The following is a 14,423-nucleotide window of genomic DNA, read 5'->3' on the forward strand; positions in this document are numbered from 1 at the left end:
CTCCTACCGTGGGGCGGCGTGGTGAGGCGGGGCGGGTCAGCAGGTGTCCGGCAGGTCGACTGTCTTGTCCGGGTCGAAGACGGCGTCCGGGTCCGGGTCGGCCGGCCCGCCGAACGACGGCTTGCCGAGCTTGAGCAAGCCCTTGTCGAACGCCGCGCAATCGATGTTGGAGGCGTACGAGTCGGCCTTGTCGATCCACAGCCCGGCCGAGCTGCGGTCCACGTCGTCCGGATGCGCGACGCTCCACACCACCGTGTCGTGGACCACCACGACGCCGTCGCCCGGCTCGATGCTCGCGGTGGGGAACGCGTACGCCCAGACGAAGTTCGTCGTCACCTCCAGCAGCCGGATGCCCTGGGAGTCCTTCGTCGCGCGGTAGCTGATCCGCCCCTTGACCCGGGGCTGGTCGGCGGTGAGCTGGGCGCCGGGTGCCAGCCGCGTCGCGTAGGTGCCCGCCTCGCCGGTGGGGAAGTCGTCGCGCAGGTCGGCCCGCGCGTCCGGGGCGAACTGGCGGACCAGCCGCTCCGGGTTCTTCGCGGTGAAGAACGTGCGGTCCAGCCGGGCGGTCACCAGCGCCGTGCGTACCTTGGCCAGCGTGTCGGCCACCTGCTTCTCGCTGAACGCGCCGGTCTGCTTGGCCCGGGGCAGCGCGATCCCCGCCGCGCCCTCCGGGAAGGCGGCCGCCGGGGTGCCGTCGAACGGGCCGGCGGCCGGCGGCGGGGACGCCGACGAGGACGCCTGCTCACCGACCGGCAGGCTGACCGTGGGGTGTTCGGCGGCCGGTTCCCGCCAGCGCTGGAAACCCTGGTAGCCGAGGCCCCCGACGAGCCCGAAGAACGCGAGCAGCACCAGCACGACCACGCCGCCGAGCAGCTTGCCGGAGTGCCCGCCGAGCGCGATCCGCAGGCGGTCGCCGCGGCCCGGCTCGACCTCCGGCGCGGGCCGGCGCAGCCACTCGGGCACCCGTCCCAGCTCGTCCTCCGTCGGACGATCGGTGGCGTACGGATCGGAGGCGGAGCGGTGATCGGTCATCGGACTTCCCGGGCAGACGGGTCGGGGGCGCACGATCTTGACACCCCGCCGAAGCTGGGCGGTATCCCCCGCAGGGCCGATCACCGGCGTCTGGCAGGCTTGGCGGTCGTGAGCACAGACGGTCTGATCGTGGTCGACAAGCCCGGCGGCATGACGTCGCACGACGTGGTGGCCCGCATCCGGCGGCTGGCCCGTACCCGCCGCGTCGGTCACGGCGGCACGCTCGACCCGATGGCCACCGGCGTCCTCGTGATCGGTGTGGGCCGGGCGACCCGGCTGCTCACGTACGTGATCGGCGCCGGCAAGAGCTACGCCGCGACGATCCGGCTGGGGCAGGTCACCGTCACCGACGACGCCGAGGGCGAGGTGGTCGCGACCACACCGGCCGGTGCGGTCACCGACGACGGGGTACGCGCCGCGCTGGCCGCCCTCACCGGCGAGATCGACCAGGTGCCGAGCGCGGTGAGCGCCATCAAGATCGACGGTCAGCGGGCGTACAAGCGGGTCCGTGACGGCGAGGCGGTCGAGCTGCCCGCCCGCCGGGTCACCGTGTCGCGGCTGGACGTGCTGGCGATCCGCCGGGACGTCCCGGACGTGGTGGACGTGGACGTGGACGTGACCTGCTCGTCCGGGACGTACATCAGGGCGCTGGCCCGCGACGCGGGCGCGGCGCTCGGCGTCGGCGGCCACCTCACCGCGCTGCGCCGGACCGCTGTGGGCGGCTTCACGCTCGACGAGGCGGCCACGCTCGACCAGCTCGAGGAGCGCGCACCGGACGTGGTGAACCTGCCGCTGGACGCCGCCGCCGCGCGGTTCTTCCCGCGCCGGGACGCGACCGCCGACGAGACCCGGGTGCTCTCCCACGGCGGGCCGCTGGCGCCGGCCGGGATCACCGGGCCGTACGCCGTCTTCGACCCGGCGGGCGGGCTGATCGCTATCGTCAGCGAGCGGGACGGTCGGGCCCGCGCGGAGATCGTGCTGGCCCCGGCCTGAACGGCGCGCGGGCGGACAGGGGGAGGAACGGCATGCAGCGGTGGCGGGGGTACGAGGCGGCGCCCGGCGGCTGGGGACGCTCGGTGGTCACCATCGGCGTCTTCGACGGCGTGCACCGGGGGCACCAGGCCACCATCGGGCACGCCGTGGCACGCGCCCGGGAGCTGGGCGTCAAGTCGGTGGTGGTGACGTTCGACCCGCACCCGGCCGAGGTGGTGCGCCCCGGCTCGCACCCGGCCGTGCTCACCGAGCCGGCGCGCAAGGCCGAGCTGATCGAGGCGCTCGGCGCGGACGTGCTCTGCGTGGTGCCGTTCACCGTCGAGTTCTCCCGGCTGCCACCCGAGGCGTTCGTGCACGACGTCCTGGTGGCGCACCTGCACGCCGCGCTGGTGGTGGTCGGCGACAACTTCCGGTTCGGGCACCGGGCCGCCGGTGACGTGCCGCTGCTGGAGCGGCTGGGCCGTACCTTCGGGTTCGCCGTCGAGGGGGCGCCGCTGGTCGCCGAGGCGGGAACGGTCTTCTCCTCCACGTACATCAGGTCCTGCGTCGACGCGGGCGACGTGGGCGCGGCGGCGGCGGCGCTCGGCCGCCCGCACCGGGTCGAGGGCGTGGTGGTCCGCGGCGACCAGCGCGGACGTGAGCTGGGTTACCCCACCGCCAACCTGCTGACCCACAGGTACGCGGCGGTGCCCGCCGACGGCGTGTACGCGGCCCGCCTGGTGCGCCGCGACGGTGAACCGCTGGCCGCGGCGGTGTCGATCGGCACCAACCCGACGTTCTCCGGCCGGGAACGGCGGGTGGAGGCGTACGCGCTGGACTTCAGCGGCGACCTGTACGGCGAGCGGCTGGCCCTGGACTTCGTGGCGCACCTGCGTGAGCAGCGGACATACGACGCGATCGAACCGCTGGTGGCCCAGATCGCCGAGGACGTGGAACGCACCCGCCGGGCGGTGCTCTGACCGGCGCGGGGGCACCTTGACCGGCCGTCCGTCCCGAGGGCTGGTAGGCTGACGGAGACGTCGGCTGACCGACGGGGGCCTCGCGTGCCTGCACGACGCCGCGGGTGCGAGGAACCGGTCCGTTGCACCGGTCACCACGACCGCTCCGGACCTCATCGAATGACCCACGAAACAGGGAGAACATGGCGCTCGACCAGGAAGCCAAGGCCAAGATCCGCCAGGAGTACGCCACCGCCGAGGGCGACACCGGCTCGCCCGAGGTGCAGGTCGCGGTCCTGACCAAGCGGATCGCGGAGCTCACCGAGCACCTGAAGGTGCACAAGCACGACCACCACAGCCGCCGTGGGCTGCTGCTGCTGGTCGGCCGGCGCCGCCGGCTGCTGAACTACGTCCAGAAGAAGGACATCAACCGCTACCGGTCGCTCATCGAGCGGCTCGGCCTGCGCCGATGACCTGACGGGGGAGTGGCCGCCTGGCTGCTCCCCCGTTCCGGTACCACCGAAGAACCCGGCCGCGCGACACCCGAAGAGGGAGCCGGTCAGCACCGGTCTCCGGTAGTGGCCCCCGGGAATCCCGGCACGACGCCGGCCGTCCCGGGCGCTTCGATCGAAGACCGGCCGCCTGAGCAGTTCCCGTGTCGTCGGCCGACGACGCGAAGGAGCACCACAGCACATGACCGAGACCAACCTCGGCACCGAATCCCGCACCGCGGTGATCGACAACGGGGCCTTCGGCACCCGTGAGATCACCTTCTCCACCGGCCGTCTGGCCCGCCAGGCCGCCGGCTCCGTCGTCGCCCAGCTCGGCGAGACGGTCGTCCTCTCCGCGACCACTGCCGGCAAGCAGCCGCGCGAGTCGTTCGACTTCTTCCCGCTGACCGTGGACGTCGAGGAGCGGATGTACGCCGCGGGCCGCATCCCCGGCTCGTTCTTCCGCCGCGAGGGCCGGCCCAGCGAGGACGCCATCCTCACCTGCCGGCTGATCGACCGGCCGCTGCGCCCGTCGTTCGTCAAGGGCCTGCGCAACGAGGTCCAGGTCGTCGAGACCGTGCTGGCACTCGACCCGCAGCACCCGTACGACGTAGTGGCGATCAACGCCGCCTCGATGTCGACCAAGCTGTCCGGCCTGCCGTTCTCCGGCCCGATCGGCGCGACCCGGGTCGCGCACGTCGACGGCCAGTGGGTCGCCTTCCCGACCCTGGAGGAGCTCGAGCGGGCCACCTTCGACATGGTCGTGGCCGGCCGCACCCTGGCGGACGGCGAGGTCGCGATCATGATGGTCGAGGCCGAGGCCACCCCGAACGCCGTGACCCTGATCTCGGGCGGCGCGACCGCGCCGACCGAGGAGATCGTGGCCAGCGGCCTGGAGGCCGCCAAGCCGGCCATCCGCGAGCTGTGCCGGGCGCAGAGCGAGCTGGCCGAGGTGGCCGCCAAGCCGGTCGCCGAGTTCCCGATCTTCCTGGACTATCAGGACGACGCGTACGACGCGGTGGCCGAGGTGGCCCGCGCCGAGGTCGCCGAGGCGCTGAAGATCGCCGGCAAGGCCGACCGCGAGGAGGCCCTGGACCGGATCAAGGCCAAGGTCGCCGACGAGCTGACCGGCCGGTTCGAGGGCCGCGAGAAGGAGCTCTCCGCCGCGTTCCGGTCGCTGACCAAGTCCGAGGTCCGCAACCGGGTGCTGCGCGAGCAGGTCCGCATCGACGGCCGCGGCCCGCGTGACATCCGTCCGCTGACCGCCGAGGTCGGCGTGCTGCCGCGGGTGCACGGCTCGGCGCTGTTCGAGCGCGGCGAGACCCAGATCCTGGGCGTCACCACGCTGAACATGCTGCGCATGGAGCAGATGGTGGACACGCTGTCGCCGGAGAACCGCAAGCGCTACATGCACAACTACAACTTCCCGCCGTACTCGACCGGTGAGACCGGCCGGGTCGGCTCGCCGAAGCGGCGCGAGATCGGCCACGGTGCGCTCGCCGAGCGGGCGCTGATCCCGGTGCTGCCCTCGCGCGAGGAGTTCCCGTACGCCATCCGGCAGGTCTCCGAGGCGCTCGGCTCCAACGGCTCCACCTCGATGGGTTCGGTCTGCGCCTCGACGCTGGGCCTGCTCTCGGCCGGTGTGCCGCTGAAGGCGCCGGTCGCCGGCATCGCCATGGGCCTCATCTCCGACGAGGTCGACGGCAAGACCCAGTACGTGACGCTGACCGACATCCTCGGTGCCGAGGACGCGTTCGGCGACATGGACTTCAAGGTCGCCGGCACCCGTGACTTCGTCACCGCGCTCCAGCTCGACACCAAGCTGGACGGCATCCCGTCGGACGTGCTGGCCGCCGCGCTCCAGCAGGCGCACGAGGCCCGGCAGACCATCCTCGACGTGATGCAGCGGGCCATCGAGGCGCCGGCCGAGATGTCGGACTACGCCCCGCGGGTGACCACCGTCAAGATCCCGGTCGACAAGATCGGCATGGTGATCGGCCCGAAGGGCCAGACCATCAACGCGATCCAGGACGAGACCGGCGCCGAGATCTCCATCGAGGACGACGGCACGATCTACGTCGGCGCCACGAACGGCCCGTCCGCCCAGGCCGCAGTCGACCGGATCAACGGGATCGCCAACCCGACGCTGCCCAAGGCCGGCGAGCGGTTCCTCGGCACCGTGGTGAAGACCGCCGCGTTCGGCGCCTTCATCTCGCTGCTGCCGGGCCGCGACGGCCTGCTGCACATCTCCAAGGTGGGCGACGGCAAGCGGGTCGAGAAGGTCGAGGACTACCTCAACGTCGGCGACAAGGTCGAGGTGGAGATCGCGGACATCGACGCCCGCGGCAAGATCTACCTGGACAAGGTCCGCCCGGAGGGCGCCGAGGCGCCGGCCGCCGCCGAGGGTGGCGACCGTCCGTCCGGCCGGGACCGTGGCGGCGACCGCGGCCCGCGTGACCGAGGTGACCGGGGTGACCGGGAGCGTCGTTCCGAGGGTGGCGAGCGCCGCTCCGAGGGTGGCGAGGGCGGCGGCGAGTCCCGTCCGCGTCGCCGGACCCGGCACAGCTGATCCACCGACCGGCCCGGGTGACGTCCGCGTCACCCGGGCCGGCCCACGGCTCCAGGTCGCCCGCGCGAGCTGGAGCCGTCGTACGTCCCGCCGTTCCTCGTCATCCGGAGAGCAGGTTCTCGTGAGTTCGTCAGGCGCCTCGACGGGACGGGGGGTGGCGCCGATCGGCTCGGCGGCCCGCGCGGTCACCCGTACGCTCAGCGACGACCCGCTCGGCGGCACCGTCCGCCGTACCGTGCTGCCCAGCGGGCTGCGCGTGCTCACCGAGGCGATCCCGGCGATGCGCAGCGTGTCGTTCGGCATCTGGGTGGCGGTCGGCTCCCGCGACGAGACCGGCACGCAGGCCGGTGCCGCGCACTTCCTGGAGCACCTGCTGTTCAAGGGCACCAACAAGCGCAGCGCGCTGGAGATCTCGGCGCAGATCGAGGCCGTGGGCGGCGAGACGAACGCCTTCACCACGAAGGAATACACCTGCTACTACGCGCGGGTGCTGGACGAGGACCTGCCGCTGGCCATCGACGTCATGTGCGACCTGGTCGCCGACTCGGTGCTCGCCCCCGCCGACGTGGAGACCGAACGCGGCGTCATCCTCGAAGAGATCGCCATGCACGACGACGAGCCCGGCGACGAGGTGCACGACCTGTTCGCCCGCGCCGTCTACGGCGACCACCCGCTGGGCCGGCTCATCTCCGGCACGGAGGAGACGGTCACGCCGATGACCCGGCGGCAGATCCAGAGCTTCTACCGCCGCCGCTACACCGCGCCGCAGATCGTGATCGCCGCCGCCGGCAACCTCGACCACGCCGCGGTGGTCAAGCTGGTCCGGCAGGCGCTGCGCGGCACCCCGCTGGACACCGACCCGGCGTCGCCCGCGCCGCACCGGTCGGCCACCCCGGCGGTACGCACCAAGCCGGCCACCACGCTCGTCGAGCCGAAGGAGACCGAGCAGGCGCACGTCATCCTCGGCTGCCCGGGGATCGACCGCACCGACGACCGGCGGTTCGCCCTCGGCGTGCTGAACAACGTGCTCGGCGGCGGCATGTCCAGCCGGCTGTTCCAGGAGATCCGGGAGCAGCGGGGCCTGGCGTACTCGGTCTACTCGTACGCCAGCCAGTACGCCGACAGCGGCGTGTTCGCCGTCTACGCCGGCTGCGCGCCGGGCAAGGTGGACGAGGTGCTGGACCTGACCCGTGCGGGCCTGGCGCGGGTGGCCGCCGAGGGGATCACCGAGGCGGAGCTGGCCCGGGGCAAGGGGATGAGCAAGGGCTCGTTCGTGCTCGGGCTGGAGGACACCGGCTCGCGGATGAGCCGGCTCGCCAAGGGCGAGCTGCTCTACGGCAACCTGATGCCGGTGGACGACCTGCTGTCCCGGGTGGACGCGGTGACGCTCGACGACGTGAACGCGCTCGCCGCCGACCTGCTCGGCCGGCCGATGTCCCTGGCGGTGGTCGGCCCGTTCGACTCCGGGAGCTTCGCGGTCACGAGCTGAGCGGTCCGCCGGTCCGCCGGACCCCGTGCCGGGCGCTGGGATAGGTTGTGGGCCGTGACTGAGCAGCAGAAGACGGCGGCCCGGGTCGGTGTGCTTGGTGCCCGGGGCCGGATGGGCATGGAGGTCTGCAAGGCGGTCGACTCCGCCGCCGACCTGGATCTGGTCGCTGCAGTCGACCAGGGCGACGACCTGGACGCGGTGGCCCGGGCGGGCGCCGGGGTGGTCGTCGACTTCACCACCCCCGACGCGGTCATGGACAACCTGCGCTGGTGCGTCGAGAACGGCGTGCACGCGGTGGTCGGCACCACCGGCTTCACCGAGCAGCGGCTCGCCGAGGTGCGCGGCTGGCTCGCCGACCGGCCCGGCGTGGGCGTGGTGATCGCCCCCAACTTCGGCATCGGCGCGGTGCTGATGATGCAGTTCGCGGCGCGCGCCGCCCGCTACTTCGAGTCGGTCGAGATCGTCGAGCAGCACCACCCGCGCAAGCTGGACGCGCCGAGCGGCACCGCCACCCACACGGCCCGGCTGATCGCCGCGGCCCGCGCCGAGGCCGGTCTGGGGCCCGCGCCGGACGCCACCCGCGACGAGGTGGCCGGCGCCCGCGGCGCCGACATCGACGGGGTACGCGTGCACGCGGTACGCGCCACCGGCCTGGTCGCCCACCAGGAGGTGCTGTTCGGCACCCTGGGTGAGACGCTCACCATCCGGCACGACTCGTACGACCGGGTGTCGTTCATGCCCGGCGTGCTGCTCGCGGTCCGCGAGGTGGGTCGCCGGCCCGGTCTGACGGTCGGCCTGGACGCCCTGCTCGACTGACCGGCAAAACGGTTTCCCCCGGCCCGCTGGGGGAAACCGTTTTGCCTGGTCGAGGGCGTCGACCTAGGCTACTTTCCATGATCGATTCCGGACACTCCGACCGCACCGGCCGCCGGGTGACGCTGCGCCCGGTGGACGACGACAACTGGCGGGCCGTGGCGGACGTCGCGCCGCACGACGACCAGCGCGCCTTCGTGGCCGCGCTCGCCGCCCGCTACCTGCTCCTCACGGAACGCTCGGACGTCTGGAACTCGCTGGCCGTCTACGCCGACGAGACTGTCGTCGGCCACGTCATGTGGGGCGTGGACGACGACGGGTCGCGCTGGATCGGCGGCATGGTGATCGACGCCGCCGAGCAGGGCCGGGGCCTGGGACGCGCGACGGTGCGGACGCTCGCGGACTGGCTCGCCGAGGCGGGCCGGCCGATCCGCCTCAGCTACCACCCCGACAACAAGCCCGCCGCCGCCCTCTACATGTCCCTGGGCTTCCACCCCACTGGCGTGATGGAGGACGACGAACTGGTAGCCGAACTCCTTCCCGCCTGACCCTCACCCCGGGCTTGCCCCCGGTCGATCATGAGGTTGGCGGCCTTCTCGATCTCCCCGACTGCCGCCAACTTCATGATCGACCGGGTGAGGACGGGGGTGCGGCGGGTGGGGTGGCGGTCCTGCCCCGTGCCGGGACCGCCGGCCCACCCACGCGAGGGTGGACCGGCGAGACGAGCGGAACTCATCGCTGCGGCGGAAGATTTTCCTCCGGGACCGCCACGTGGAAGCGGAGCTGGGGGACGAGCATGTCGTCCACGTCCAGCGCCCGGGCCGCGCCGTCCGGCTCCCAGCCGGTCGAGCCGAGGAACTTGCGGGTCGCCGCGTCGGCGTCGAACGTCCACGCCACCGCCCGGGTCAGCCCGTCGGACCGCCAGTGGTCGACAGCCGCGGCGAGCAGCCGGCTGCCGTGCCCGCGCCGCCCCCACCGGGGCTCGACAAGCAGGTCCGTCACCGCCGCGACGCCCGAGCCGAGCGCCTCGGCCGGCTCGTCCGGGGCGAGCGCGTCGGCGTCGGCCGGACCGGAGGCGACGAACCCCACCAGATAGGATTGCGCCGCCTGTTCGACGGCGACCAGCACCCGGTGCGCGCCCGAGGGCGGCTCCTGCACCGCCGCACTCCACCGCCGCGCGAGGTACGCCTCGTCGAGGTTGTCGAGCACGTGCCGGGGCAGGATCCGGCGGTACGCGACCCGCCAGGTCGCGAGCTGGATGCGTGCGATCTCGCCGGCGTCCTCGGGACGCGCGGGCCGGACGTAGCCTGCAGCCATGACACGTGAGCCTACGCAGGGCGAGGAGGGTGACGGTGGCGCAGGGTGCCGGGCGGACGATCACGCAGGTCGTCGCCGTGGTGGCGCTCGCCGCGGCGGTCACCGTGTTCCTCTCCGTGGCGGCGGTGCGGCACGGCTTCTTCGACCTGCAGGTCTACTACGGCGCGCTGACGTACTGGGCGCGTGACGGCGGGGAGATCTACGACTTCCTGCGCCCCGGCACGCAGTACGGCTTCACCTACCCGCCGTTCGCCGCCCTGGTGATGCTGCCGATGGCCTACCTGCCGTGGAGCGCGGCGATCGTGGTGAGCGTGACCGCGACGGTGCTGGCGAGCGCCGTGGTGATCTGGCGGCTGCTCGACCCGGTGGCCCGCCGGTCCGGCTGGACGCGCTGGTTCGCGCTCGCTGTCGCGCTCTGCCTGGTCGCCGCGTACGAGCCGATGCGCGAGACGGTCAACTTCGGCCAGGTCAACATGCTGCTGCTCTTCCTGGTGGCGGTGGACCTGCTGTGGCTGCTGCCGGCGCGCAGCCGCTGGGCGGGCGTGGGCATCGGCCTGGCCACCGCGATCAAGCTGACGCCCGGCATCTTCATCGTCTACCTGCTGGTCACCGGCCGCTGGCGGGCCGCGCTGACCACAGTCGGCACGGCTGCCGTCGCCACACTCGTGGCCGCCGGTCTCTTCCCCGACGCCTCCCGGGAGTTCTGGACCGAGGCGCTGTGGAACACCGACCGGGTCGGCGAGCTGGCGTTCGTCTCCAACCAGTCGCTGCGCGGGGTGGTGGCCCGGCTGGACCCGCAGCACCCGAGCACGATCGCCTGGCTGGCGCTCGTACTCCTGACGCTCGTGGTGTGGGCGTGGCGGTCGCGGGCGGCGGTGGCCGCCGGCGACGAGGCCACCGGCCTGGCCCTCACCGGCGCCGTGATGTGCCTGGTCAGCCCGGTGACCTGGGTGCACCACCTGGTCTGGCTGCTGCCCGGGCTGATCCTGCTCGTGGACAACGGCATGGCGGCGCCCGCGCGCAGCCGCCGGCGCCGTCTGCTGCTGGCCGCCGCCTTGATCGGGTACGCGCTGCTGTGCAGCCGGATCGTCTGGTCCTGGGAGAAGGACTTCACCGGCGTGGACGGGTTCCTCGGCAGCAACACGTACGTGTGGATCAGCCTGGCGCTGCTGCTCGGGCTGCCGGTCCGGCGCCGGCTCATGCCGGCCGGCGGTGGGCGTCCCGGCGACGGCGTCCCGGCCGGGTCAGCCTCCGGTGGTGTACCGCAGCTCGCGGAGCAGGATCGGGGTGCGCCCGCCGGAGAGCGGCACCGGATAGGTGGACTCCTCACCGTCCGGTAGGTGCCCGGCCCGTTCGTAGAAGCGGCGAGCCCGGGTGTTGTCGGCGAGCACCCAGAGCCGGTACCCGGTCCAGCCCCGCTCGGCCAGCCCGTCGCGAGCCGCCGCGAGCAGCGTCCGCGCGGCGCCCGAGCCCCAGTGCGCCGGCTCCAGGTAGATCGCCAGCAGCTCGCCGTGCGCCGGGTCGAGGTCGCCCCGGTCCTGGTTGTTCCGGTACGGCCCGAACGTGGTGAACCCGACGATCGTGCCGCCGTCCTCGGCGACGAGCGTGGTGAACGGGTGTTCCGGGTCGGCGGTGCCGAGGTCGCGGCGGCGCTGCGCCCAGGCGCGCGGGTTCAGCCGGGTCAGCACCTCCTCGGGCATGATCCCGGCGTACCCGGCCTGCCAGCCGTGGACGTGCACCCGGGCGATCGCCTCGGCGTCGTCCGGTTCCTCCCGGCGAATGGTGAGCACCTGTCCGTTCTATGCCCCGGCGGGCGATCGGTCCAGCCGCCGCTCCCGGTGTCGTACCGCTGGATTAGGGTCGCCGGCGATGGCCGTACCGGAATCGCTCTCCCCCGCCCAGGCCCGCCGGATCGCCCTGGCCGCCCAGGGCTTCGCCGACCCGGCGCCTTCAGGCGTGCCCACCCGCCGCCATCTGCGCCGGGTGCTCGACCGGGTCGGGCTGATCCAGATGGACTCGGTGAACGTGCTCCAGCGGGCGCACTACCTGCCGCTCTACAGCCGGCTCGGGCCCTACCCGACCGCGCTGCTGGACACCGCCGCCTACCGCCGCCCGCGTGAGCTGTTCGAATACTGGGCGCACGAGGCGTCGCTGGTGCCGGTGGGGCTGCATCCGGCGTTGCGCTGGCGGATGGCCAAGGCCCGCGACGAGGCGTGGGGCGGGATGCGCCGGATCGCCGAGGAGCAGCCCGAGCTGGTCGCCTGGGTCCGTGACGAGGTGGCCGCCCGGGGGCCGCTGACGGCGGCCGAGATCGAGCACGACGCCCCACGGGAGACCGGAAACTGGGGCTGGAACTGGTCGGCCGTGAAGCGGGCGCTGGAGTTCCTGTTCTGGGCCGGCGAGGTCACCGCCGCCGACCGCACCAACTCGTTCGCCCGCCGCTACGACCTGCCCGAGCGGGTGCTCCCGGCCGCCGTGCTGGATGCGCCCACCCCGACCGACGCCGAGGCGCACCGGTCGCTGGTGTCGATCGCAGCCCGCGCCCTCGGTGTCGCCGCCGAGCCGGAGCTGCGCGACTACTTCCGGCTGCCGGTCGCCGGGGCGCGGCGGGCGGTGGCCGAACTGGTCGAGGCCGGCGAGCTGACCCCGGTCACCGTGCAGGGCTGGCGGCACCCCGCCTACCTGCACGCCGACGCGCGGCTGCCCCGCTGGGTCCGCGGCAACACGCTGGTCAGCCCGTTCGACCCGCTGGTCTGGGAGCGGGCGCGCACCGAGCGGCTGTTCGGCCTCACCTACCGGATCGAGATCTACGTGCCGGCGCCCCAGCGGGTCTACGGCTACTACGTGCTGCCGTTCCGCCAGGGCGAGCGCTTCACCGCCCGGGTCGACCTGAAGGCCGACCGGAAGGCCGGGGCGCTGCTGGTGCCCGCCGCCTGGGTCGAGCCGGGCGCCGACCCGGGGGAGACCGCGGTGGCGCTCGCCGCCGAGCTGTACCGGCTCGCCGGCTGGCTCGGCCTGGACGCGGTCGCCCCGCCCGCCGCGGGCGACCTCGCGGGGCCGCTGGCCGCCGCGTTGGTGGGCGTGGCCGGTGTACGGTGAGCGCGTGACGAGCGTTGACCGGCCTGCCACCGCGCCCGACCCGCACACCGAGCCGCACCCGCACGGGCCCGCGCAGCCGGAGTCCGGGCCGCAGGGCGAGGCGCACGCTTACGCGTACGCCGGGCAGCCTTCGCACGCCGAGACGCACGCGCACGCCGGTCCGCACGCTCCACCCGGAGCACCCGGAGCACCCGGAGCACCCGGAGCACCCGGAGCACCCGGAGCACCCGGAGCACCCGGAGCACCCGGAGCACCCGGAGCGCCGTGGCCGGGTTACCCGGCGGCGTACCAGCCGGTCGAGAGCGACCGGCTCACCCGGCTGGTGATGCGCCTGCACGCCCGCGCCCCGCGCTGGGCGGTGCCGCTCGCAGCGCTCGGCTGCGTCGGCCTCGGCATCGCGTACGCGCTGGTCAGTGACCCGACCCGGAGCGACCCGGACGCCGCGCCGACCTGCCTGCTCAAGCTGACCACGGGGCTGGACTGCCCGGGCTGCGGCGGCACCCGCGCGCTCTGGTACGTGCTGCACGGCGACCTGCCCGCCGCAGCCCGGCACCATTTCCTGTTCGTCTTCGCGCTGCCGTTCCTGACCTGGCTCTTCGTGGCCTGGGCCGGCAACCGGGCGTTCGGCTGGAAGCTGCCCGAGGCCCAGTTCAGCCCCAAGGTCATCGGCGTGTTCCTGGCCGCCTGGGGGGTCTTCTCGGTGGTCCGCAACCTGCCGTGGGCCCCCTTCACCTCGCTCTACGTCTAGCCCGGAGCCCAGCCCTGGCGAGATCTTGGTACGAAACGGCCCCCGGAGGGGCGCTTTCCTACCAAGATCTTCTTCGGGGCCGATCGCCGAGCCGGCGGTGCGGCCGCGTGGCCGATTTCCACGGTGGGGGGCGGGGCCACTACAGTCGCAGGAATGCCGGAGATGGTTCAGCCCCAGGTCAAGTTGATCGCGTGGACCCAGTTCCAGGCACCCGAAGAGGTGCCCTGGTCCACCGACGCGGACGGTGGGCAGGCGCTCGCCGAGTTCGCCGGCCGGGCCTGCTACCAGAGCTGGAAGAAGCCGAATCCGGCCACCGCCACCAACGCCGGCTACCTGGCGCACATCCTGGAGGTCGGCCACCTGAGCGTGCTGGAGCACGGCTCGGTGAGCTTCTACTTCAGCGGCGTCTCCCGCTCGTTCACCCACGAGCTGATCCGGCACCGGCACTTCTCCTACTCGCAGCTCTCCCAGCGCTACGTGCCCGAGCGGGACGCCGCGATGGTCGAGCCGTCGGTGATCGCCGACGACCCGGAGCTGCACAAGAAGTTCGTCGAGGCCACCGACGCGGCGGTGCGGGCGTACACCGAGTTGCTGGAGGGGCTGGAGAGCCGCTTCACCGACGAGCCCAACCCGACGCTGCGCCGCAAGCAGGCCCGCCAGGCGGCCCGGGCGGTGCTGCCGAACGCCACCGAGACGCGGATCGTGGTGACCGGCAACTACCGGGCCTGGCGCCACTTCGTGAAGATGCGCGCCACCGAGCACGCCGACGTGGAGATCCGCGAGCTGGCGGTGGAGTGCCTGCGCCAGCTCAAGGGCGTCGCGCCGAACGTCTTCGCCGACTTCGAGATCTCCACCCTGCCTGACGGCACCGAGGTGGCAGCGTCGCCGCACGCCGAGTGACTCGTCGCCCTTCGCCGCCGGGCCACCGGCGGCC

General features: G+C 73.3%; 14 protein-coding genes. 11 read left to right on the forward strand and 3 right to left on the reverse strand.

The genetic code is table 11. From position 1 onward, the window contains the following. Positions 1-36: 36 nt before the first annotated feature. Complete coding sequence (locus tag O7611_RS05540) at positions 37-1,032, reverse strand: hypothetical protein (RefSeq protein WP_269696312.1); 996 nt, start codon at positions 1,030-1,032, stop codon at positions 37-39. A 108-nt stretch (positions 1,033-1,140) separates the two neighbouring features. Between O7611_RS05540 and truB the strand changes: the two genes are divergently transcribed. The 7 genes from truB to O7611_RS05575 all read left to right on the forward strand — a co-directional run bounded on the left by truB (position 1,141) and on the right by O7611_RS05575 (position 8,873). Further along, the gene (truB, locus tag O7611_RS05545; protein ID WP_194799796.1) at positions 1,141-2,025 is read left to right on the forward strand and encodes a tRNA pseudouridine(55) synthase TruB; all 885 of its coding nucleotides are present in this window, start codon (positions 1,141-1,143) and stop codon (positions 2,023-2,025) included. A 32-nt stretch (positions 2,026-2,057) separates the two neighbouring features. Beyond that, entirely contained in the window at positions 2,058-2,984 is a 927-nt protein-coding gene (locus O7611_RS05550) for a bifunctional riboflavin kinase/FAD synthetase (protein WP_269696313.1), read from the forward strand. Between the two features lie 182 nt (positions 2,985-3,166). Further along, positions 3,167-3,436 carry a 30S ribosomal protein S15 gene (gene rpsO, locus O7611_RS05555; RefSeq protein ID WP_013284678.1) on the forward strand — a complete coding sequence of 90 codons (270 nt, stop codon included), beginning with the start codon at positions 3,167-3,169 and terminating at the stop codon, positions 3,434-3,436. Positions 3,437-3,656: 220 nt separating this feature from the next. After that, positions 3,657-6,023, forward strand: coding sequence for a polyribonucleotide nucleotidyltransferase (locus tag O7611_RS05560; protein WP_269696314.1), 2,367 nt, complete (start codon positions 3,657-3,659; stop codon positions 6,021-6,023). Between the two features lie 121 nt (positions 6,024-6,144). Further along, positions 6,145-7,512: a M16 family metallopeptidase gene (locus O7611_RS05565; protein WP_194799798.1), complete on the forward strand. Its 1,368-nt coding sequence runs from the start codon at positions 6,145-6,147 to the stop codon at positions 7,510-7,512. 54 nt (positions 7,513-7,566) lie between these two features. After that, a complete protein-coding gene (dapB, locus tag O7611_RS05570) occupies positions 7,567-8,328 on the forward strand; it encodes a 4-hydroxy-tetrahydrodipicolinate reductase (RefSeq protein WP_194799799.1) in 762 nt (253 codons plus the stop codon). A 77-nt stretch (positions 8,329-8,405) separates the two neighbouring features. Then, the gene (locus O7611_RS05575; protein WP_269696315.1) at positions 8,406-8,873 is read left to right on the forward strand and encodes a GNAT family N-acetyltransferase; all 468 of its coding nucleotides are present in this window, start codon (positions 8,406-8,408) and stop codon (positions 8,871-8,873) included. Between the two features lie 184 nt (positions 8,874-9,057). On the opposite strand, the gene O7611_RS05580 is transcribed toward O7611_RS05575, so the two are convergent. Next, positions 9,058-9,642: a GNAT family N-acetyltransferase gene (locus O7611_RS05580; RefSeq protein WP_269696316.1), complete on the reverse strand. Its 585-nt coding sequence runs from the start codon at positions 9,640-9,642 to the stop codon at positions 9,058-9,060. Positions 9,643-9,677: 35 nt separating this feature from the next. Here O7611_RS05580 and O7611_RS05585 point away from each other — a divergent pair, with 35 nt between their 5' ends. Next, entirely contained in the window at positions 9,678-10,982 is a 1,305-nt protein-coding gene (locus O7611_RS05585; RefSeq protein ID WP_194799802.1) for a glycosyltransferase family 87 protein, read from the forward strand. Here O7611_RS05585 and O7611_RS05590 read toward each other — a convergent pair. Further along, on the reverse strand, positions 10,887-11,432 hold the full coding sequence (locus O7611_RS05590) for a GNAT family N-acetyltransferase (protein ID WP_194799803.1): 546 nt from the start codon (positions 11,430-11,432) through the stop codon (positions 10,887-10,889). The genes O7611_RS05585 and O7611_RS05590 overlap by 96 nt on opposite strands. A 79-nt stretch (positions 11,433-11,511) precedes the next feature. On the opposite strand from O7611_RS05590, the gene O7611_RS05595 reads away from it, so the two are divergent. The 3 genes from O7611_RS05595 (at position 11,512) to thyX (ending at position 14,389) form a co-directional block, all read left to right on the forward strand. Further along, positions 11,512-12,741 carry a winged helix-turn-helix domain-containing protein gene (locus O7611_RS05595; RefSeq protein WP_269696317.1) on the forward strand — a complete coding sequence of 410 codons (1,230 nt, stop codon included), beginning with the start codon at positions 11,512-11,514 and terminating at the stop codon, positions 12,739-12,741. Between the two features lie 4 nt (positions 12,742-12,745). Further along, the gene (locus O7611_RS05600; RefSeq protein WP_442929327.1) at positions 12,746-13,489 is read left to right on the forward strand and encodes a DUF2752 domain-containing protein; all 744 of its coding nucleotides are present in this window, start codon (positions 12,746-12,748) and stop codon (positions 13,487-13,489) included. A gap of 162 nt (positions 13,490-13,651) precedes the next feature. Further along, positions 13,652-14,389: an FAD-dependent thymidylate synthase gene (thyX, locus tag O7611_RS05605; protein WP_194799842.1), complete on the forward strand. Its 738-nt coding sequence runs from the start codon at positions 13,652-13,654 to the stop codon at positions 14,387-14,389. Positions 14,390-14,423: the final 34 nt, after the last annotated feature.

The sequence above is a fragment of the Micromonospora sp. WMMC273 genome, assembly GCF_027460285.1.
Taxonomy (GTDB): Bacteria; Actinomycetota; Actinomycetes; order Mycobacteriales; family Micromonosporaceae; genus Micromonospora; species Micromonospora aurantiaca.